The following is a 19,139-nucleotide window of genomic DNA, read 5'->3' as shown; positions in this document are numbered from 1 at the left end:
CCCCGCTCTCACGCAAGTTTGTTTTTGGCCACAGGCAAGCTGATAATTGAAAGATGGCGGACCGTCCGCCCGGACAGTCCGCCTTCAAGATGTTTAACAGACAAAAATTAGTGGATCATGTCTGCCGGAATGGATGCGCCATTTTCGTTGAACCACTTGGCAGCACCCGGGTGCCACTTCATGACCTTGTTCTTGTCCCAGTTTGCCGGAACAGTCGAACGGGCCGCACGGTGGATCGATACCATCCGCTCGTTGTCAGACATCACAACGTCGGTTGCGGCGTAAACAAAGCTTTCCGGAAGCTCACAGTTGGCGATCGCGAAGTTCCACATCGAAACCGAACGTGCCGGTTCTGTCAGCGTGGTGTAGGTGTCAGCGGCAATGTCGAACTCGGAAACCGGGAAGGCATCCATGATCTGTTTCTGTTCAGCTTCGGTGAATTCGATGATGTTCACGTCAGTCTGGACTTCAAGCTGGCTGACAGCCGGAACCGGAACACCTGCGGCAAACGCAATAACGTCAAGCAGACCATCCTGCAGCTGACCACCAAGGTCGGCCCAGCCACCATTGCGACGTTCGAAGTCAACACCGAGTTCCTCAAGCATACGCGGGAAATATGTATCTGATGTTGAACCTGCCGGACCAAAGCCGATTTTGGCACCCGCCGGGATTTCCGCAACCGAGGTAATCCCCGAAGAAGAGAGAGCCGTGATCGAGAACGGTGTCTGATACATCGGGAACATAGCACAGGCGTTGGTCATCTGAAGACCCGGTGCAATCGGGTTCGTACCTGCGAGTGATTCCGCAGCCGGACCCATCGTTGTCATACCAAAGGCAGCTTCACCGGTATGGACAAGGGCCATGTTCTGCATCGGGCCGCCGGTGACTTCACCGCCACCCGAGATGCCGAGTTCTTCCGCCACAAGGTTCGCCCAGCCAGAACCATACGCGAAATAGGTCCCGCCCTGTGAAGCTGTACCAACGGTAAAGCTCTCCGGCCAGTCAGAACGATCCTGAGCTACGGCAGCAGTGCTCCCGAACGCGAACGCGACCGCCATCCCTGCAAATAATGCGCGTTTCATTAATTTCCTCCGTTTATCGGTATTTTGTGAGAGTTCGCCACAAGTCATTTCCTCATATGGGGAAACTCAAAGTTGATAGCAATGTGGTTCTTAATCAATACCGAAAACAATGAGATTTCATAGTGATGTCGATCTCTTGTCGGGTGCTACTTTAGTTGTAGCGCGCAACGAGAGGACGTTCTGATGTATCAGTTTTTCAAAAGCCTGAATGTTCGCGGCGCCAAGTGCTTGTAATCGCGGCAGGCAACCACATTTGTTTAATGTAATGTACTTCTTCCGGAGGATTGCTGCATGTCGCTCAATATTGGTAGCCGGATATTGCTTGCTGCGGCAATGATCGTTGTTGCGACGTTTACGGCATTCATCCTCTATTTCGACTATCAGCAACGAACATACATCCAGAATGCGCTTGTGGCTAAATTGACCGAGAGTGGTTCGTTGGCCACTGCCGGCATCTCAAACTGGCTTGATGGCCGGCGCCTGTTGGTTGAGAGCCTTGCTAACAATATTGCTCGTGACAGTTCCCCCGCCAATGTCTCTGAAGTTGCAAGCGGTGAGGCATTTGCCGAGTCATTTATCTTTTCATATTTCGGCAGTGCTGATGGTGTGATGACAATGTATCCGCCCGATGATCTGCCGCCAGACTACGACCCGCGCCAACGCCCATGGTACGCAGATGCCGTTTCTGTCGGTGATAGTACGCTTACCGAACCATACACCGATGCATCCACCGGTCAGCTCATTGTTACGGCCACCACACCTGTTTTTGATGGATCAAACCTTCTTGGCGTTGTTGGCGGCGATATCGATATTGGTATCCTTGGTGATCTGGTTCGCAGCATCGATCTGGGCGGGATCGGATATGGCTTTCTGGTTAATGATCAGGGAACGGTGCTGATCCATCCGAGTGCGGAATTCACCCTTAAACCCCTGCCTGAAGTGTTTCCTGACGACACACCAACGGTAAAGGAAGGCATGGAGAACATCATTGATGGCACAGGCGATCAGTTGTTCACCTTTTTCCGCGTCAATGGCTTGCCTTCTGTGAACTGGTATCTCGGCTTTGCACTTGATCGCGATGCCGCATATGCGTCGCTTACCGAGTTTCGCTACACTGCGATTATTACCGCCGTCATTGCCATTCTGGCCATAATGGGCCTGATGGGGCTGCTGGTACGTATTTGGGTTTCACGGCCGGTTATGAGTATGACGTCGGCCATGACCCGCCTCGCCAATGGTCAGAGGGATGTCGATGTTCCGGGAACGGAACTCAAGGACGAAATTGGCGCAATGGCCGCGGCTGTTCTGGTGTTTAAAAACAACGCTGCAGAAGTGGATCGTCTGGCGAGCGAGAACGAGGCCGCAACCAGACACGCGGCTGAGGCGCGCAGACGCGCCATGGAACAAATGGCAGACAATTTCGAGAAGAGTGTTCTTTCCATTGTGGAGACAGTGGCTGACGCGGCCGAAAAAACGCAGTCGGTCGCAACTCAGCTATCTGCCAATGCAGAGGAATCGACGGCCCGTGCCGCCGCAGTTTCGAGTGCAGCGAACATAACAACGGAAAATGTGCAGGCCGTGGCGTCCGCAACCGAGGAGCTTTCTGCTGCCATTCGCGAAATTGGTGCACAGGTTACGCAATCAATCGAAGTTGCGACCGAGGCAGTTTCTGGCGTCAACAGTACCTCTGCAACGGTCACAGAGCTTGCCGAGGCTGCCGAACGGATCGGAAAAGTCGTTGGTCTCATTCAAGATATTGCCGGGCAAACAAACCTTCTGGCGCTAAACGCTACAATCGAAGCCGCACGTGCAGGTGATGCTGGTAAGGGCTTTGCCGTCGTTGCCGGTGAGGTAAAATCTCTTGCCAATCAAACGGACAAGGCTACTGGTGACATTCAGGTTCAGGTAGATGGTATTCAAGGATCGTCGAACCGTTCGGTGTCGGAAATCAGGTCTATTTCCGGAACGATCGAGCGGATCAACGAATTCTGCAATGCCATTGCAGCCGCGGTTGAGCAACAAGGGGCTGCAACACAAGAGATTGCAGACAGCGTTCAACGTGCAGCATCGGGCACACAGGAAGTCTCGCAAAATGTGTCGGCCGTCTCTGATACCGCCAACATGGTAAGTGAGGAAGCCAACTCGCTCCTCTCGTCTTCCCAGGAATTGCGAAAACTTGCACAGCGTCTCAGGGAAGAAGTTATTGGTTTCCTGAAATCTGTGCGCGACAACGACTAGATAACAAACGGTCACTGGTTTGCATGGTTTGAGACCGTCGTCTTTGCCAACTACCGGCCGGATTCCGTCTTGGGTGCATCTTCTCCCTAAAATCCATGTAGTTTTTTATTGCGTAAAATCCCTTACTGCTGCACGATTTGTGCAATGCGGTCGTTAATGGTGATGTGTAACCGTCTGAAACCGCAGTTTTCTTCATAAAACTGCAAAATATCAGTGGAAATGCTCTCGTTGGACAGGCAATTATTGACGGAATGAGAGGCGCTTTGGCGTGTCTTGTGGGGGAGCATCCGATTTGGGATGCTAAGACGAACGAAGAATGAAGACTCTCAACAGGGATAATTTAAACTCGTTATGAGCAAAGACATACCCGCCCTACAGGTCGAAGGGATGTTCAAAAGCTTTGGGGACCATGAAGTTCTTAAAGGAATTGATCTTACGGCCAATACCGGGGACGTGATTTCGATTATTGGCTCGTCTGGTTCGGGCAAAAGTACGTTTCTGAGATGTATCAACCTGCTTGAAACGCCCAATGCCGGCGCTGTTCACGTCAAAGGTGAACTGATCCGCATGAAGAGGCTCAAGGATGGTTCACAGGAAGCCGCCGATAAGAAGCAGCTTCAGCGTATTCGCACCAAGCTTGCGATGGTGTTTCAAAGCTTCAATCTTTGGAGCCACCTGACCATTCTTGAGAATGTCATTGAAGCACCGATCCACGTGCTTGGTGTTCCGAGAAAAGAAGCAATCGAGAACGCAGACGCGTTGCTGCAAAAGGTCGGTATGTATGAACGTCGGGATTATTATCCCGGTCATGTCTCTGGCGGCCAGCAACAGCGTGCAGCCATTGCGCGCGCGCTTGCGATTTCACCAGACGTTTTGCTGTTTGACGAGCCGACATCGGCACTTGATCCGGAACTCGTCGGTGAAGTTCTCAGGGTAATGACCGATCTTGCCGAAGAAGGCCGCACGATGCTTGTCGTGACCCACGAGATGGGCTTTGCGCGCGGTGTATCAAGTCATGTGATGTATTTGCATCAGGGACGGGTTGAGGAATTCGGCAATCCGACCGATGTATTCGAGAATCCAAAATCGGAACGCATGAAGCAGTTTCTTCAGCGCGATTTCTGATTTGGGCAGACCAGGGCCTGGTTGGCTCTGGCCGCAAGAATGGGAGCACGTCGTTGCGCGCCATTCCAATCAACAAGGGAGACTATGAATGAAAAACTGGATCAAGGTTGCATCTGCCGCAGCAATTGGCATTGCACTGAGTGCTTCGGCAGCAAGTGCTGCCTGGGAAAAAGTCGTTATCGCGACCGAGGGTGCCTACCCTCCGTTCAACATGATGGACGACAATGGCAACCTCATCGGTTTCGACGTTGATTTCGCCAACAAGCTTTGCGAAACCGCAAAGATCGAATGCGAAATCGTTGCTCAGGACTGGGATGGCATGATCCCGGGTCTTCTGGCCAAGAAATATGACGCGATCATCGCTCAGATGTCGATCACCGAAGAGCGCAAGCGCTCCATCGATTTCTCCGACTATTACAGCAACACGCCGGCAGTGTTCGTTGGTAAGGACGGCATGAGCATCACCGCTTACAAAGACGGCGAAGTCATCGAAGACGCGCTTGATGGCATGGTGATCGGTGTTCAGCGTTCGACCACGCACGCAAACTTCCTTGAAGACAACTTCCCGGGTATCGAAATCCGCATGTACGGCACCCAGGACGAAGCCCTGCTTGACCTGACCGCTGGCCGTGTCGACGCGACCCTTGCTGACTCCGGTACCCTCGAAGCATGGGTAAACTCCGAAGAAGGCAACGGTTACGGCTTCGTTTCCAACCAGTTCGCACCAAGCGAATGGTTTGGCGAAGGTGCCGGTATCGGTATTCGCAAGGAAGACCAGGACCTGAAGGAAATCTTCAACAAAGCCCTGGCTGAAATGCTTGAAAACGGTTCTTACGAAGAACTGAACAAGAAATACTTCCCGGCGATCGATCTGCATCCGAATTGATCTGCCTGATCTATCCGGGGCGGCGAATTGTTCGCCGCCCCTCCCTTATTGTTGGGTGTTGCTTTTAATCAGGGGTGAAAAGCACGTTCGGCATCAAGGAAAGCTGGAGATACCATGCTTGATTTATACGGCCGCGGCTGGCAGATGCTTGAAGGGGGACTGGTCACAGTTCAGCTTTGCCTAACCGTTTTGCCATTCATGATTGTTATTGGTTTATTGGGCGCCTCAGCAAAGCTGTCGCGCTATCGCACGCTACGTGTGATCGGGGAAAGCTATACCGTTCTTATTCGCGGCATTCCCGAGCTGCTTGTTATTTTGTTGATTTATTTCGGCGGCACCATCGCTGTCCAAAGCCTTGCCGAAGCGATTTCCGGCGAGGAAACCCGCGTGGATATCCCTGCATTCTGGTCAGGTGTTGCTGCCTTGGCTCTGGTTCAGGGCGCATTCGCATCCGAAGTTTTCCGTGCCGCCATGCAATCGATCCCCATTGGTCAGATCGAGGCTGCGACAGCGTGCGGCATGACACCGATGCAGATTTTCATGCGCATCAAGCTACCGCAACTTTGGCGTTTCGCCCTGCCCGGGCTTAACAACCTGTTTCAGGTCCTGATCAAGGACACCGCGCTTATTTCGGTTGTCGGTGTCGAAGAGATCATGCGAAAGGCCGCCATTGGCGCTGGTACAGAGAAGGCACCGTTCACCTTCTATCTGGTGGCGATGCTTATGTTCCTTTCATTTACAACGGTTTCGCTACTGGTCTTCAACTATCTTGAAAAGCGGGCTGCCCGCGGTGTGGCGAGGGCGTAGCAGATGTTTGAAGATTTCATATACGTTCTTGGCAAGTACGACACCTGGCTATGGCGCGGCTTTTTGCTGACCATCGAGCTACTGGTGATTTCGGTGACGCTTGGTACGCTTTTGGCCATTCCGTTGGCTGTGGCGCGTGTTTCGAAGAAGGTCTGGATACAGGCCCTGCCCTTTGCCTTCATCTATGTCTTCCGTGGAACGCCGCTGATCGGGCAACTGTTCATGATGTATTATGGCGTCGGGCAACTGATTGCCAACATCGACGGCATTCAGGATCATTGGACCTGGACCTATCTGCGCGACCCGTATTGGTACTGTCTGCTGACCTTCGTTCTGAACACGGCGGCCTATGTTGCCGAAATCATGCGCGGTGGCATTCAGAACGTGCCCAATGGTGAACTCGAAGCCGCCCGTGCATGCGGCATGTCGCCGTGGATTACCTATCGGCGCATTATCTTTCCCCGCATGTGGCAGATGATCTGGCCTGCCTACACCAACGATGTGATCTTTACCCTCAAGGCGACGTCGCTGGCATCGACCGTCACCATGATGGAACTGACCGGTGCTGCGCGTAAGATCGTTGCCCGTACCGCCCTTCCCTATGAGGCGTTCATATCGGCCGGTGTGATCTATTTGATTATCGTTTACTCGCTGACTTTTGGCTTCAAGGGGATCGAACGCTATCTGCGTCGCAGTGAGCAGCGCAGCGAACCCAAAACAAGCAGAGCAAAAGCAGCAACCTCGGCCTAAACAACAAATACCCTATCAAACCCGGTATTCGGAGATAGGTACCTGTCGGCATGGTGTCGCAGGTGCCTTGATCCGGCCGGGTTGATTTGCCCCACGCCACCACCTTTCAGGATATCGAAATGCAAGAAGAACGCATTGAACTCGTCCGCCCGCAAATGGGCACCTCGCGCGCTTTGACCGTGCGGCGCTTTGGTAAACCCGGCCATGGTCCAAAGGCCTATTTTCAGGCGGCCCTGCACGCCGATGAATTGCCCGGCGTCATTACGCTGCACCATCTTGAGGCACTTCTGAAGGAAGCAGACGCCAAGGGTGACATTACCGGCGAAATCGTTGTTGTTCCCTTCGCCAATCCGATCGGTTTTACCCAGTATGTCGATATGAAGCCGCTTGGCCGCTTCGAAATGCGCAGTGGTCAAAACTTTAACCGTCATTATCCGGATCTGAGTGCGGCACTTATTGATGCCGTTGACGGCAAACTTGGCCAGGATTCCGAGGACAACGTTGCATTGATCCGGACCGAGTTGCGCCGCCTGATAAAGGAACACCGCAAGGATGTCAGCCCGCTGACAGACCTGCAGGATTTGCGTCTGACCTTGGCAGAGCTTGCGATTGATGCCGATTACGTGATGGACCTGCATTGCGACTGGGAAGCGCCGATGCATCTTTACATCAGCGACCATAACTGGCCGGATGCCGCGGATCTTTCAGCACAGATCGGATCAGAGTGCAGCCTGATCGCAGAAATCAGTGGCGACAACCCGTTTGACGAGGCATTCAGCCGCCCATGGGTCGAACTTCGCCGTGCCTATGGCGACAAATTCCCGATCCCGATGGCCACACTGGCCACCACGATCGAGCTGCGTGGTGATCGCGATGTCTATGATGAGTACGCAATCGCAGACGCCGCCAATCTGTTCAAGTTCCTTCAACGCCGTGGCCTGATTGCAGGTGATCCGGGCCCAATGCCGGACGCCAAATGTGATGCCACCCCGCTTGCCGGTGTGGATCGCGTGATGGCGTCACATGGTGGCATGGTTGTTTTCGCGGTTGATGCTGGCGCAAAAGTCGAAGCCGGTCAGCAGCTGGGCTATGTTCTTGATTGCGAAACCGGCGAAAAAACCCCGTTCTCTAGCCGAACCGACGGGGTGTTGTATTCCCGTATTGGTATTCGACTTGTCGTTCCGGGCGGATATCTGTGCTCGGTCGCGGGTGAGAAGCCGCTTGAAGGACGTGAAGGTCAGCTTCTTCTGTCGAAATAGCGCGCCTTTGACGTTTCCGCGTTCTGATTGAAACTGTATTTTGGGACGGATCGATTGATTGCCGAATGAAGGTTGGATACCCTTCAGGCCGTCGTTGATCCGTCTTTCTCATTCGGGCCAGATGGTCACCGATTTTGCCGATATTGACGAACCGCGCAGTGCGCGTTGCAAGGAATGTTTGATGTTCGATCCGAAAACTGTTTCAGAAGTCATTTCAGTTGCCAAGAACAAGGCCGTGCCAGACGCCGAGACCGCACGCCGCGCGATTTCTGTTCTGGATTTAACCAGCCTGAATGATGATGACAATGAACAGGTCATCGAAGCCCTGTGCAAACGCGCGCAAACACCCCAGGGGAACACAGCAGCTGTTTGCGTCTATGCCCCGTTTATTGAAACCTCTTGGCGGGCACTGGGCCGGGCAGGTGTGAAAACTGCAACCGTGGTGAACTTCCCCGAAGGCGGTACCAATGCCCAGCGTGTCGCCGACGAGACCGCAAATTGCGTATCCAAGGGCGCGGACGAGATCGATCTTGTCTTCCCCTACAAGGCATTTCTTAAAGGCGATGTCGCGACCGCAACGGATGTTGTCGATGCGACGCGCACGGCGTGCGGAACGATGACCACCATGAAGGTCATCCTTGAAAGCGGCGAGTTTGATGATCTTGGCAAACTTTACGACGCCGCCCGGCTGGCCATCAAGCATGGTGCGAATTTCGTCAAGACATCGACCGGCAAGGTATCTGTCGGCGCAACGCCCGAAGCCGCGGTTGCGATCCTGACGGCCATTCGTGATGCCCGCAATGAGGATGGTATTGATGCCGGCTTCAAGGCATCCGGCGGAGTTAAATCAACCGAGGACGCCGCCCTTTATCTTGCGATTGCCGATCGCATCATGGGCGAAGGCTGGGCAAAGCCGGAAACCTTCCGTTTCGGGGCAAGTGGCGTTTTGACCGCGTTGCTTGAAACCTGTGGTTCGAAACCGGGTGATGCACCAGCTGCGACTGGCAACTACTAGAATTTATGACTATCTGCTGGGCATCGCATTGCCCGGATAAGGTTTGAAGGAAGACATCAATGGCACGTGCCATCATTATCGTGGCGGACAGCTTCGGGATCGGTTCGGCACCGGACGCGGCAAAATTTGGTGATCAGGGTTCTGATACCCTTGGCCACATTGCAGAACAATGCGCCAAAGGCCTTGCCGATAGCGACAAGCGCAGTGGTCCGCTGAATGTGCCGAACATGGTCGCACTTGGTCTTGGCGAGGCTGCCAAGGATGCGACTGGTCGTGTCCCGCCCGGGCTTGATCATGGCGGTGCAATGATCGGCGCATTTGGCCATGCCAAGGAACTATCGCGCGGTAAGGATACACCAAGCGGCCATTGGGAAATTGCCGGTGTGCCGGTGGATTTCGACTGGGGTTATTTTCCTCTGACGGTTCCGACCTTTCCGGCGGAACTGACCGATGCCCTGATCGAACAGGCCAAGCTGCCAGGCATTCTTGGCAATTGCCATGCATCGGGCACGACGATCATCGCAGAGCTTGGCGAAGAGCATATCAAAACCGGCAAGCCGATTTGTTATACCTCGGCCGATAGCGTATTTCAGATTGCCGCCCACGAAGAGCATTTTGGTCTCGATCACCTGTATGAAGTCTGTGAAATCGCCTTCAAACTGGTTGAACCCTATAATATTGGCCGTGTGATTGCCCGCCCGTTTGTTGGTGAAACGCCAGCTGATTTCAAGCGGACCTCGAACCGTCGTGATCTTGCCGTTCCACCCCATAAACCAACCCTGCTTGATCTGTTCAGCAAATCCGGTGGCAAGGTGATTTCGGTTGGTAAAATCGCCGATATCTATGCCCATCGCGGGATCGCCAAAAAGGTCAAGGCCTCGGGGAATATGGCGCTGTTTGATGCCATGATGAAAGAAATCGACGAAGCCCCGGATAACAGCATTGTGTTCACCAACCTGGTGGACTTCGACATGGAATTCGGTCACCGTCGTGACGTTGCTGGATATGCAAACGCCCTTGAGGAATTTGATCAACGAATTCCGGAACTGCGCGCCGCGTTAAAGCCCGGTGATCTGGTGATCATTACCGCTGATCACGGGTGTGACCCGACCTGGCGCGGCAACGACCATACACGCGAATTCGTGCCGATCCTTGCCTTTGGACCTGCGATTGCGCCAGGGCCGTTCGGGATGCGCGAAACCTTTGCCGATATCGGTCAAACGGTTGCCGACCATCTCGGGATTGCGCCGCTGGCGACGGGAACGTCTTTCTTGAATGGATAAAGTGGAATGAACTGGCAGTTCGGACAAAGTGAAGCATCAAATTCGCCGATCAGGATTGAGGCGATTGTCGATACAATTTGTCCGTGGTGCTATATCGGCAAGAAGCGCCTTGAAAAGGCGTTGTCACGCGAAAAGCTTGATAACCTTATCATTCATTGGCGCCCTTTCTTGCTTAACCCGGATATGCCGAGCGGCGGCATTGATCGCAAACTTTATCTATCCGCAAAGTTCGGCGGAAGCGAAAGTGCTGAGCGGGTTTACAAGGCGATCGAGGATGCCGGGGCTGCGGTCGGTATCCCGTTCAGGTTTGATCTGATCAACGTGACGCCAGATTCAACGGACTCTCATCGCCTGATCTACAAGGTGTGCGCAGAACGGCCAGCGGTTGGCAATGATTTGGTCGAAGATCTGTTTGTGGCCTATTTCCTTGAAGGTCAGGATATCGGCAATCATGAACTTCTGGCCGAAATCGCAGTTCGCCATGGCGAAGACAGAAACGAAATTCTTGAATATCTTGCGGGTGATATGGACCGGGAATTTGTTAGTCAGGAAAACCGGGTCGCCCATCAGATGGGTGTAACTGGTGTACCGTGCTTCCTGTTTAACAGCCGCCATGCCCTTTCGGGCGCACAGGAACCCGATATCCTTCAACGCATGATCCGACTGGCGCGACAGGAAGAAATTCCGGTCTAAACAAGAGCCCATTGAGAATTGAAAAAGGCGGGATAACAATCTGTTACCCGCCTTTTCTTTATGCGTTTCCTGCGATATCTGAAAGGCGTTTCATCAATCGTTTGAGGCCTTCAAGCCGGTCTGTCGGGCCATCCCAGCCAGCAGAATAGACGATCTTGTGATCCGGGCGCAGGCGGGCGACGCCAACCTGTTGCTGGATAAAGCCGATCAAACCGGCCGGGTTCGGGAACTCGTTATTCCGAAGCGTGATGAGTGCCCCTTTCGGGCCTGCATCAAGTTTCTCGATATTGGCGACCCGACACCATTGTTTGATGGTGACTACATCCAGAAGGTTTTCGACCTCCTTGGGCAATTTGCCAAACCGGTCAATCATTTCGGCAGCAAACTGGTCGACCTCTTCGCGCGATCGCAGTTCAGAAATACGGCGATAAAGACCAAGCCGCACACCAAGATCCGGCACGTAGCGATCCGGGATCAGAACCGGCATGCCGATATTGATCTGCGGGACGAAACTTGCTTCTTCGGATGCATCGATCTCGCCCTTGGCTTCTGCCACGGCTTCTTCGATCATCTGTTGATAAAGCTCGATCCCGACTTCCTTGATATGGCCCGATTGTTCTTCACCAAGCAGGTTCCCTGCCCCGCGAATATCAAGATCGTGGCTCGCCAGATTGAACCCGGCACCCAAGCTATCAAGGGTCTGCATGACCTCGAGGCGCTTGAGTGCTGTTGCCGTCAGTTTCTTGCCATTGGGCAAGGTCAGATAGGCGTAGGCACGCTGCTTGGAGCGACCGATACGACCACGCAACTGATAAAGCTGCGCCAAGCCGAACATGTCGGACCGGTGAATGATCATCGTGTTGGCATTTGGAACATCAATACCGGACTCAATAATGTTGGTCGCAAGAAGCAAATCAAACTTACGGTCGGTGAAATCGGTCATGACCTGTTCAAGGTCACGCGCGCCCATCTGGCCGTGCGCCACATCAAACTTGATTTCCGGCACAAGGTTTTGAAGTTCCTTGGCAACCCGGTCAAGTTCATTGACCCGTGGGCAAACATAGAAAATCTGGCCGCCACGGTGGCGTTCGCGCAAGATGGCCTCGCGCACGACAACCGGGTCATAGGGCGTGATATAGGTCCGGACCGCCAGACGGTCGACCGGCGGTGTGGCAATGATCGACAGTTCCTTCACCCCGGTCAGGGCCAGTTGCAAGGTGCGCGGGATCGGTGTGGCGGTCAGGGTCAGGACATGTACATCGGATTTCAGTTCCTTGAGGCGTTCCTTGTGCTTGACGCCGAAATGCTGTTCCTCGTCGACGATCAGAAGGCCAAGGTCCTTGAAATGCACACCCGTCCCCAAAAGCGCATGAGTGCCACAGACGATATCGACATGGCCGCTTTCGAGATTGTCCTTGACCAGTTTTGCGTTCTTGCCGGTAACAAGGCGCGACAGCTGTTCAACCCGAACTGGCAGGCCTTCAAAGCGTTCCTTGAAATTCAGGTAATGCTGACGGCAAAGAAGTGTTGTCGGCGCCACCACGGCCACCTGTTTGCCCGACATCACGGCAGCAAAGGCCGCACGCATGGCGACCTCTGTCTTACCAAAGCCAACATCACCGCAAACGAGACGATCCATCGGCTTGCCAGCCGACAGGTCATCGAGAGTATCGCGGATGGCGCGTGCCTGATCCTCGGTCTCGGCAAACGGGAAGCCGGCGCAGAACTCGTCATAGGCGCCTTCAGGTGCCTGAAGCATGGCGCCCTTGCGCAGATGACGTTCGGCGGCGACCTTGATCAGCTTGCCTGCCATATCGCGGATGCGTTCGCGCAGCTTGGCCTTACGGGCCTGCCAGGCAACACCACCCAACTTATCAAGGATCGAGATACCTTCGTCCGATCCATAACGCGACAGGATCTCGATATTTTCGACCGGCACAAACAGTTTATCGCCGCCGTCATATTCAAGTTCAAGACAGTCATGCGGTGCGCCACCGGCCGTCACGGTTTTCAGGCCCAGATAGCGCCCGATACCGTGTTCAAGGTGGACAACAAGGTCACCTTCGGAAATCTCGGACGCTTCGCGCAGGAAATTGTCGGCCTTGCGCCGGCGTCCACCCGGGCGGCTCATGCGGTCACCAAGGATATCCTGCTCGGTAACAAACCAAAGCCCCTTGCGCCGGAACCCGCGTTCAATATCAAGGATCACCACGCCGACATGCTCGTGTGTCAGATCGTCGGTCACATCCTCCCAGCATTCGCAAGTAACGACTTTGCCCACGCCATGTTCGCGCAGCAATGACACAATGCGATCACGCGACCCATCGGAATAGGTCGCAATAACAACCTGATTTTCCTTGCCGCGCTGTGTGGTGATGAAATCACGCAGTTCTTCATAAAGATTGACGTCTGCACGCGCACGCACATCGCCAAAATCGCGCCCTGCCCGCGCACCAAGATCGTAAATACCGCGTTCGGGATTTTCATCATCATAATAGGGCGAGAATTCCAGAACCGGACGGTCTGACAACATGCGGTCAAACTCTGCCTGGTCAAGATACAGCCGTTCTGGCGGCACCGGTTTATAGACGTTATCGCCCGATAGCCCGCCGCCCTTGATATTGAGACGTGCCTGATAGTAATCATCAATCATCTCAAGGCGGTTTTCGATGACCTCGCCATATTGGTAATCAAGGCTGACGATGGTTTCGGGCACATAGGCGAATATGGTATCCAACCCGTCATGAAACAGCGGCAGCCAATGTTCCATCCCGCCATATTTCAGGCCGTTGGAAATTGATTCATAAAGTGGATCGGTCTGCGACACCGCGCCAAACAGTTCGCGATAGCTGCTTCGGAACTGCGAAATGCTATCCGGGTCAAGATAGACCTCGCCCACTGGCAACAGGGAAATTTCCTTAACCTTGCCAACCGTGCGCTGGGTTTCGACGTCAAAGCGACGGATGCTTTCGATCTCGTCACCAAAGAAATCAAGCCGCACCGGTTCCTTCATACCCGGGGCAAAGATATCGACAATGTCACCACGAACGGCGTAGTCGCCCGGTTCCATCACCTGTTCTGCGCGGTTATAGCCCATGCGCTCGAAATAGGCGGTCAGCTCGGCGCGGTCGTATTCACTGCCAGCCTTGAACGCCAGCTTGCCCTTGCACATGACATCAACGGTCGGGACACGCTGCATTGCCGCGGCGGCGGTTGTCAGGACAATACGGCCATTTCCGGCGGCGGATTCTTTACTGTCGGCAAGGGTTGTCAGCGTTTCGACGCGCCGTGCGGTGACTTCTGAAATCGGTGAAACACGGTCATAAGGCAGGCAGTCCCACGCCGGAAGCGTCAGGACTTCGATTTCACCGGCGAAGAATTGCAATGCCTCCGCCAGTTGGGCCATGCGCTTGTCATCGCGTGCAATGTGAAGAACGGTCTTGTTCTTGCCCGCATTATCAAGCAGTTCGCGCAAGATCAGGGCGTCTGCGCCTTCCGGCACACCGCCTACCCGTTTGCGACCGTTGGTCGATATGATTTCTTTGAGCTTGTTCAATGTCTTGTCAGGCGTTACTCAGGTCCCGGATCATGCGCAGGACATCCGTGTCATACTGTGCAGGTGCCGCTTCCTTGCCGGTTGCCCATTTGAAGAAATCGGCATCCGGTACTTCGTTGATCAGGATTTCAAATCTATCAAGTTGTTCTGCCGTCAGGGTCGCCAAATGCTTGTCCATGAAACGCCCCATCAGGATATCGTTCTCCTTGGTGCCACGGTGGCTTCCACGGAACAGCAGCTTTTTACGGCGCATTTCAAGGTCCGATACGGTGTCGGTCATTCTTCGATCTCCTGACTTCCTGTGCAGCGCCTTGCGGGCGGCCACTGCAGCCTGTTCTGTGGCATGGTTTGTACGGCAAAATCTCCTACGGGTCCATGCCGTGATCGGGTCATTTTGTATCAAATGATGACTTGATGGTTGTGGCGGGATAGTTTTGTTGTATACCCGTGCCATAAACACAATTGTTCTATTAACGTTCTCATCGAAAGTTTCAACGAAAACCGACATGCGCCCGGAAATTCTGTTCCCGCTTTTTGCTGAAATCGACACGCTGGCCGGTATCGGTCCGCGCTTAAAGCCGTTGGTAGCGCGCCTGATTGGCGGGGAACATGTCGCCGATCTGCTTTGGCATTTACCATCGGGCATTATTGATCGCCGGTTTTCGCCCGACCTTTCGGAAACCATCGACGGCTCGGTCGTCACCATGGATGTCTGGGTCGAACGCCATGAGCCCGCCCCCAACCGTCGTCGTCCCTATCGCGTGATCTGCAAAACGCAAAGCGGTACGCTTGTTTTGGCGTTTTTCAATGCGCGGGCCAAATACCTTAATGACGTTTTGCCGGTTGGTGAGAAGCGGATTGTTTCGGGCAAGATCGATCATTATCGCGGGGAATATCAGATCACCCATCCCGACCGGATTGGTACCGAGGCAGAACGTGCTGAAATCCAGACGGTCGAGCCGATCTATCCGATGTCGGCCGGGGTCACAGGAAAGACGCTGACCAAGGCGGTGCGCGGTGCACTTGAAACGCTTCCCGATTTGCCAGAATGGCATGATCCGGCACTGGTCACGCGCCATAAATGGCCCGATTTGAAAACGGCACTCTACACCATCCACAATCCGCAAGACGAAACTGACCTGTCACCCGATCATCCCGCCCGCAAACGGCTTGCTTATGATGAGTTGCTGGCCAATCAACTGGCCCTGACATTGATCCGCGCAAAGATGCGCAAGCTTGGCGGGCGTGTGACCAAGGGGGACGGACGCCTGCGTGTGGCACTCGGTGACCGCCTGCCCTTTGCCATGACTGGTGCGCAGCAACGCGCACTTGGCGATATCTATGACGATATGGCAAGCGAAGGCCGCATGCTCCGGCTGCTGCAGGGCGACGTTGGCTCGGGCAAGACCGTGGTCGCATTGATGGCGATGCTGAATGCGGTTGAATGCGGACGTCAGGCCGCGCTCATGGCGCCGACTGAAATTCTGGCGCGCCAGCATTTTGAAACGATTTCGCCGCTTCTGAAGAAAATCGGGATCAAATGCGCCATCCTGACCGGGCGCGATAAGGGCAAGTCACGCAAGGCTGCGCTTGAAGGCTTTGCCAATGGCGAAGTCCAGATTGCGGTTGGAACTCACGCCCTGTTTCAGGATGACGTAATGTTCCACGATCTTGCCTTTGCGGTTGTCGATGAGCAGCATCGCTTTGGCGTGCATCAGCGTTTGATGCTGGCTGGCAAAGGTCAGGCGGTTGATGTGTTGGTTATGACTGCAACGCCTATTCCACGTACGCTGACCCTGACCGCCTTTGGTGATATGGAAGTTTCCAGGCTGGATGAAAAACCGCCGGGGCGTAAACCGGTTGATACCCGCGTACTGCCGATCGACAAGGTGGATGATGTCATTTCCGGCATTGGGCGTGCGATGCGCAGCGGTACCAAGATTTATTGGGTCTGTCCACTGGTCGAGGACTCCGAGGTTCTGGACCTGCAGGCTGCCGATGAACGGTACCGGGTGCTGGCAGAGCTGTTTGGTCAGGATCGTGTCGGCCTTGTCCATGGCAAGATGAAGGGCAAGGAAAAGGACGAGGTAATGGAAAAGTTCGCCCATGGCGATACGTCCATCCTTGTCGCAACCACTGTGATCGAGGTCGGTGTCAATGTGCCCGAAGCAACGATCATGGTGATTGAACATGCCGAACGCTTTGGCCTTGCTCAGCTTCACCAGCTTCGCGGGCGAATTGGCCGCGGGGATGCGGCATCGACTTGTTTGTTGCTGTATGGCAGCCCGCTTGGACAGGTTTCCAAGGCGCGCCTCAAAATCATGCGTGAAACCGAAGACGGTTTCATCATTGCCGAGGAAGACCTGAAACTTCGCGGTGCGGGCGAGGTTCTTGGTACGCGCCAAAGCGGCCTTCAGGAATACCGGCTGGCCAATCTTGAGCTGCATGGTGATTTGCTGGCGATTGCGCGCGATGATGCGCGCCTGATCGTCGAACGCGACCCCGATCTGAAGAAGGCCCGCGGCGATGCATTGCGTCTGTTGTTGTATCTGTTTGAACGTGACGAAGCGGTTCGATATTTCCGGTCCGGATAATAAACAAGGGCGCACCGAATGGATGCGCCCTGTTGGTTTGTTATGTGATTATGCGCTTGGACTATGCGTCTTCCGGCGTCTTGCCGTCTTTGGACTTTGTTTCGGAAGGTTCCATCCGTGCCGGAATATCCCTTGATACCAGAATCGGAACATTTTCCTTTTCGCGCAGCGTATCGACATTCTCATAGGTCTTGGCAGCCACTTTCGGCTGATTGCGCTCTTCGGCCGGACGACGATCCGGCGGGGTTACGATACCGCCTGACATCACCATTTTAATGGCCTCTTCGACCGTCATATCAAGGATGACAACATCCCGGCGCGGAACGAACAGCAAAAAGCCCGATGTCGGGTTTGGCGTGGTCGGCAGGAAGATATTGATGACCTTGTCTTCGGTCAGGTTTTGCACCTCACCTGTGGTCTCGCCAGTGATAAAGCCAATCGCCCACATCCCGCGGCGGGGATATTCCAGAAGAACCGCCTGACGAAAAGCATTCGACTGATTGGCGAGAACTGTCTCAAGGATCTGCTTTACCGCACCATATATGCTGCGCACCGCCGGAATACGCCCAAGAATCCGCTCGTAAAGCTTAATTAACGCCCGACCGGCAAAGTTGGTCGTGAACCAGCCAACCACGGTGATGAAAACGATAACCACCAAAAGGCCAAATCCTGGGATCCCGTAATCCTGATAACCGACAGGAAGATAGGATTCCGGATTGTAGTGTGCTGGGATCAGCGGGATGACTTTGCTGTCGACGAATTCGATAAACCACCAGGCAAGCCCGAAGGTAATCGCAAGAGGCGCACTGACCAGCACACCAGTAAGGAAATAGGCTCTTATCCGGGCAAACATACCTGGGCTTGGGAGGACATGTTCCGAACCTTTGTTTTCCGGATCATCATTATCGTCGCGCTTGGCGTTCATTGAGCACCTGTGCAGAAGAGCCAAATGTTAAAAGCCGAAACTTGAGATTAGTCTTTGGCTTTTGGTCATTGTACGTGAGAATATGGCAAAGCTGGGACTTAAAGCCGGGTTATTCCCGGTTATTAAAGTGATAGCAGTATTCAAGTTTGCGGTGCAACCAACAAACCGTAATTTGCAGATCAGAATTATTGTGGAGACGTTTTGCAGGTCTGGATTGTTGAATATATTTACGATGATGACGGTTCGGTTGGGATAAAAACGGCCAAGGTTCGTGCCCCCGACTACGACACCGCGCGGCAGTTTGCCATCGGTGACGCGCCATCGAAAGATTTTGTGATGTCACTCCATCCGGAGTCAGAAGAACAGTTTCTTGGAACACCCGGTATTCGTGCCCGAGAAATGACCGGCAAGGTCGTACATGAGGTACCTGACCCGGACGATGATTTGGAAGAAGACGATGACGATTACTGAACTTGATCAGCGAACCTTTTTACCGCGTCCTCTTGTCGGTGTTGGTGCCGTTGTCTGGCACAAGGACCATATTCTTTTGATCCAGCGCGGCAAGGAACCGCATGCCGGCACCTGGAGCCTTCCGGGCGGCGCGCAGGAGCTGGGCGAAACAGTGCGCGATGCCGTTTGTCGCGAAGTGCTGGAAGAAACCGGCGTCAAAATCTCAAGCCCGATCCTGGTCGATGCGGTGGACATGATTTCCACCAATGATGACGACAAGGTCGAATATCACTATACGCTGATTGATTTTGTCGCGGTGGCGCTTAATCCCGATATCACGCTTGGCGGTGACGCGGCTGACGCCAAGTGGGTCAGTGTCAAGGAAGTGACCAAATATGCGCTTTGGAACAAGACCATTGAAGTTATTGCGAAATCACGGGATATCCTCTCATCCGGCTGACCGACAGACAATCGAG

16 protein-coding genes are annotated in these 19,139 nt (G+C 54.0%); 12 read left to right on the top strand and 4 right to left on the bottom strand.

What is annotated here, in order from left to right; all coding sequences use genetic code 11:
- Positions 1 to 107 precede the first annotated feature (107 nt).
- Complete coding sequence (locus tag AC5Q5A_RS05830; RefSeq protein ID WP_197147485.1) at positions 108 to 1,082, bottom strand: TAXI family TRAP transporter solute-binding subunit; 975 nt, start codon at positions 1,080 to 1,082, stop codon at positions 108 to 110.
- A 291-nt stretch (positions 1,083 to 1,373) separates the two neighbouring features.
- Here AC5Q5A_RS05830 and AC5Q5A_RS05825 point away from each other — a divergent pair, with 291 nt between their 5' ends.
- The 9 genes from AC5Q5A_RS05825 to AC5Q5A_RS05785 all read left to right on the top strand — a co-directional run bounded on the left by AC5Q5A_RS05825 (position 1,374) and on the right by AC5Q5A_RS05785 (position 11,138).
- Complete coding sequence (locus AC5Q5A_RS05825) at positions 1,374 to 3,320, top strand: methyl-accepting chemotaxis protein (protein ID WP_493894652.1); 1,947 nt, start codon at positions 1,374 to 1,376, stop codon at positions 3,318 to 3,320.
- Between the two features lie 351 nt (positions 3,321 to 3,671).
- Positions 3,672 to 4,445 carry an ABC transporter ATP-binding protein gene (locus tag AC5Q5A_RS05820; protein ID WP_063089583.1) on the top strand — a complete coding sequence of 258 codons (774 nt, stop codon included), beginning with the start codon at positions 3,672 to 3,674 and terminating at the stop codon, positions 4,443 to 4,445.
- 88 nt (positions 4,446 to 4,533) lie between these two features.
- Positions 4,534 to 5,331, top strand: a complete 798-nt coding sequence (locus tag AC5Q5A_RS05815) for a transporter substrate-binding domain-containing protein (protein WP_063089584.1) — start codon at positions 4,534 to 4,536, stop codon at positions 5,329 to 5,331.
- 114 nt (positions 5,332 to 5,445) lie between these two features.
- Positions 5,446 to 6,138: an ABC transporter permease gene (locus AC5Q5A_RS05810; protein ID WP_008891030.1), complete on the top strand. Its 693-nt coding sequence runs from the start codon at positions 5,446 to 5,448 to the stop codon at positions 6,136 to 6,138.
- Positions 6,139 to 6,141: 3 nt separating this feature from the next.
- Positions 6,142 to 6,888: an ABC transporter permease gene (locus AC5Q5A_RS05805; protein ID WP_493894651.1), complete on the top strand. Its 747-nt coding sequence runs from the start codon at positions 6,142 to 6,144 to the stop codon at positions 6,886 to 6,888.
- Positions 6,889 to 7,007: 119 nt separating this feature from the next.
- Positions 7,008 to 8,147 carry a succinylglutamate desuccinylase/aspartoacylase family protein gene (locus tag AC5Q5A_RS05800; protein WP_493894650.1) on the top strand — a complete coding sequence of 380 codons (1,140 nt, stop codon included), beginning with the start codon at positions 7,008 to 7,010 and terminating at the stop codon, positions 8,145 to 8,147.
- Positions 8,148 to 8,328: 181 nt separating this feature from the next.
- Positions 8,329 to 9,162 (top strand): deoxyribose-phosphate aldolase, encoded by an 834-nt coding sequence (gene deoC / locus AC5Q5A_RS05795; RefSeq protein ID WP_493894649.1) that lies wholly within the window; start codon positions 8,329 to 8,331, stop codon positions 9,160 to 9,162.
- A 59-nt stretch (positions 9,163 to 9,221) separates the two neighbouring features.
- Positions 9,222 to 10,445: a phosphopentomutase gene (locus AC5Q5A_RS05790; protein WP_493894648.1), complete on the top strand. Its 1,224-nt coding sequence runs from the start codon at positions 9,222 to 9,224 to the stop codon at positions 10,443 to 10,445.
- 6 nt (positions 10,446 to 10,451) lie between these two features.
- Complete coding sequence (locus AC5Q5A_RS05785; RefSeq protein ID WP_493894647.1) at positions 10,452 to 11,138, top strand: DsbA family oxidoreductase; 687 nt, start codon at positions 10,452 to 10,454, stop codon at positions 11,136 to 11,138.
- A 58-nt stretch (positions 11,139 to 11,196) separates the two neighbouring features.
- Here the strand turns inward: AC5Q5A_RS05785 and mfd are convergent, their stop codons facing one another.
- Positions 11,197 to 14,694 (bottom strand): transcription-repair coupling factor, encoded by a 3,498-nt coding sequence (gene mfd / locus AC5Q5A_RS05780; protein WP_493894646.1) that lies wholly within the window; start codon positions 14,692 to 14,694, stop codon positions 11,197 to 11,199.
- Positions 14,695 to 14,701: 7 nt separating this feature from the next.
- Positions 14,702 to 14,974 (bottom strand): FAD assembly factor SdhE, encoded by a 273-nt coding sequence (locus tag AC5Q5A_RS05775; RefSeq protein ID WP_063089593.1) that lies wholly within the window; start codon positions 14,972 to 14,974, stop codon positions 14,702 to 14,704.
- Positions 14,975 to 15,200: 226 nt separating this feature from the next.
- On the opposite strand from AC5Q5A_RS05775, the gene recG reads away from it, so the two are divergent.
- Positions 15,201 to 17,288: an ATP-dependent DNA helicase RecG gene (gene recG / locus AC5Q5A_RS05770; RefSeq protein ID WP_493894645.1), complete on the top strand. Its 2,088-nt coding sequence runs from the start codon at positions 15,201 to 15,203 to the stop codon at positions 17,286 to 17,288.
- Between the two features lie 61 nt (positions 17,289 to 17,349).
- Here recG and AC5Q5A_RS05765 read toward each other — a convergent pair whose 3' ends face one another.
- Entirely contained in the window at positions 17,350 to 18,213 is an 864-nt protein-coding gene (locus AC5Q5A_RS05765; protein WP_493894644.1) for a DUF502 domain-containing protein, read from the bottom strand.
- Between the two features lie 201 nt (positions 18,214 to 18,414).
- Here AC5Q5A_RS05765 and AC5Q5A_RS05760 point away from each other — a divergent pair, with 201 nt between their 5' ends.
- Positions 18,415 to 18,684 (top strand): hypothetical protein, encoded by a 270-nt coding sequence (locus AC5Q5A_RS05760; protein ID WP_008891020.1) that lies wholly within the window; start codon positions 18,415 to 18,417, stop codon positions 18,682 to 18,684.
- Positions 18,671 to 19,123, top strand: a complete 453-nt coding sequence (locus AC5Q5A_RS05755; RefSeq protein WP_493894643.1) for an NUDIX hydrolase — start codon at positions 18,671 to 18,673, stop codon at positions 19,121 to 19,123. The genes AC5Q5A_RS05760 and AC5Q5A_RS05755 overlap by 14 nt, the downstream gene beginning before the upstream one ends.
- Positions 19,124 to 19,139: the final 16 nt, after the last annotated feature.

The sequence above is a fragment of the Thalassospira sp. CA1 genome (assembly GCF_059052855.1).
Note: the sequence above shows the minus strand (reverse complement) of the source record. Positions and strands in the feature narration are given on the sequence as shown.

What these genes read in the sequence shown, in the direction of transcription:
- deoC (WP_493894649.1), top strand. Translation starts at nt 8,329, where the DNA reads ATGTTCGATCCGAAAACTGTTTCAGAAGTCATTTCAGTTGCCAAGAAC.
- AC5Q5A_RS05800 (WP_493894650.1), top strand. Translation starts at nt 7,008, where the DNA reads ATGCAAGAAGAACGCATTGAACTCGTCCGCCCGCAAATGGGCACCTCG.
- AC5Q5A_RS05765 (WP_493894644.1), bottom strand. Translation starts at nt 18,213, where the DNA reads ATGAACGCCAAGCGCGACGATAATGATGATCCGGAAAACAAAGGTTCG.
- AC5Q5A_RS05825 (WP_493894652.1), top strand. Translation starts at nt 1,374, where the DNA reads ATGTCGCTCAATATTGGTAGCCGGATATTGCTTGCTGCGGCAATGATC.
- AC5Q5A_RS05830 (WP_197147485.1), bottom strand. Translation starts at nt 1,082, where the DNA reads ATGAAACGCGCATTATTTGCAGGGATGGCGGTCGCGTTCGCGTTCGGG.
- AC5Q5A_RS05810 (WP_008891030.1), top strand. Translation starts at nt 5,446, where the DNA reads ATGCTTGATTTATACGGCCGCGGCTGGCAGATGCTTGAAGGGGGACTG.
- AC5Q5A_RS05775 (WP_063089593.1), bottom strand. Translation starts at nt 14,974, where the DNA reads ATGACCGACACCGTATCGGACCTTGAAATGCGCCGTAAAAAGCTGCTG.
- AC5Q5A_RS05815 (WP_063089584.1), top strand. Translation starts at nt 4,534, where the DNA reads ATGAAAAACTGGATCAAGGTTGCATCTGCCGCAGCAATTGGCATTGCA.
- recG (WP_493894645.1), top strand. Translation starts at nt 15,201, where the DNA reads ATGCGCCCGGAAATTCTGTTCCCGCTTTTTGCTGAAATCGACACGCTG.
- AC5Q5A_RS05805 (WP_493894651.1), top strand. Translation starts at nt 6,142, where the DNA reads ATGTTTGAAGATTTCATATACGTTCTTGGCAAGTACGACACCTGGCTA.
- AC5Q5A_RS05820 (WP_063089583.1), top strand. Translation starts at nt 3,672, where the DNA reads ATGAGCAAAGACATACCCGCCCTACAGGTCGAAGGGATGTTCAAAAGC.
- AC5Q5A_RS05755 (WP_493894643.1), top strand. Translation starts at nt 18,671, where the DNA reads ATGACGATTACTGAACTTGATCAGCGAACCTTTTTACCGCGTCCTCTT.
- AC5Q5A_RS05790 (WP_493894648.1), top strand. Translation starts at nt 9,222, where the DNA reads ATGGCACGTGCCATCATTATCGTGGCGGACAGCTTCGGGATCGGTTCG.
- AC5Q5A_RS05785 (WP_493894647.1), top strand. Translation starts at nt 10,452, where the DNA reads ATGAACTGGCAGTTCGGACAAAGTGAAGCATCAAATTCGCCGATCAGG.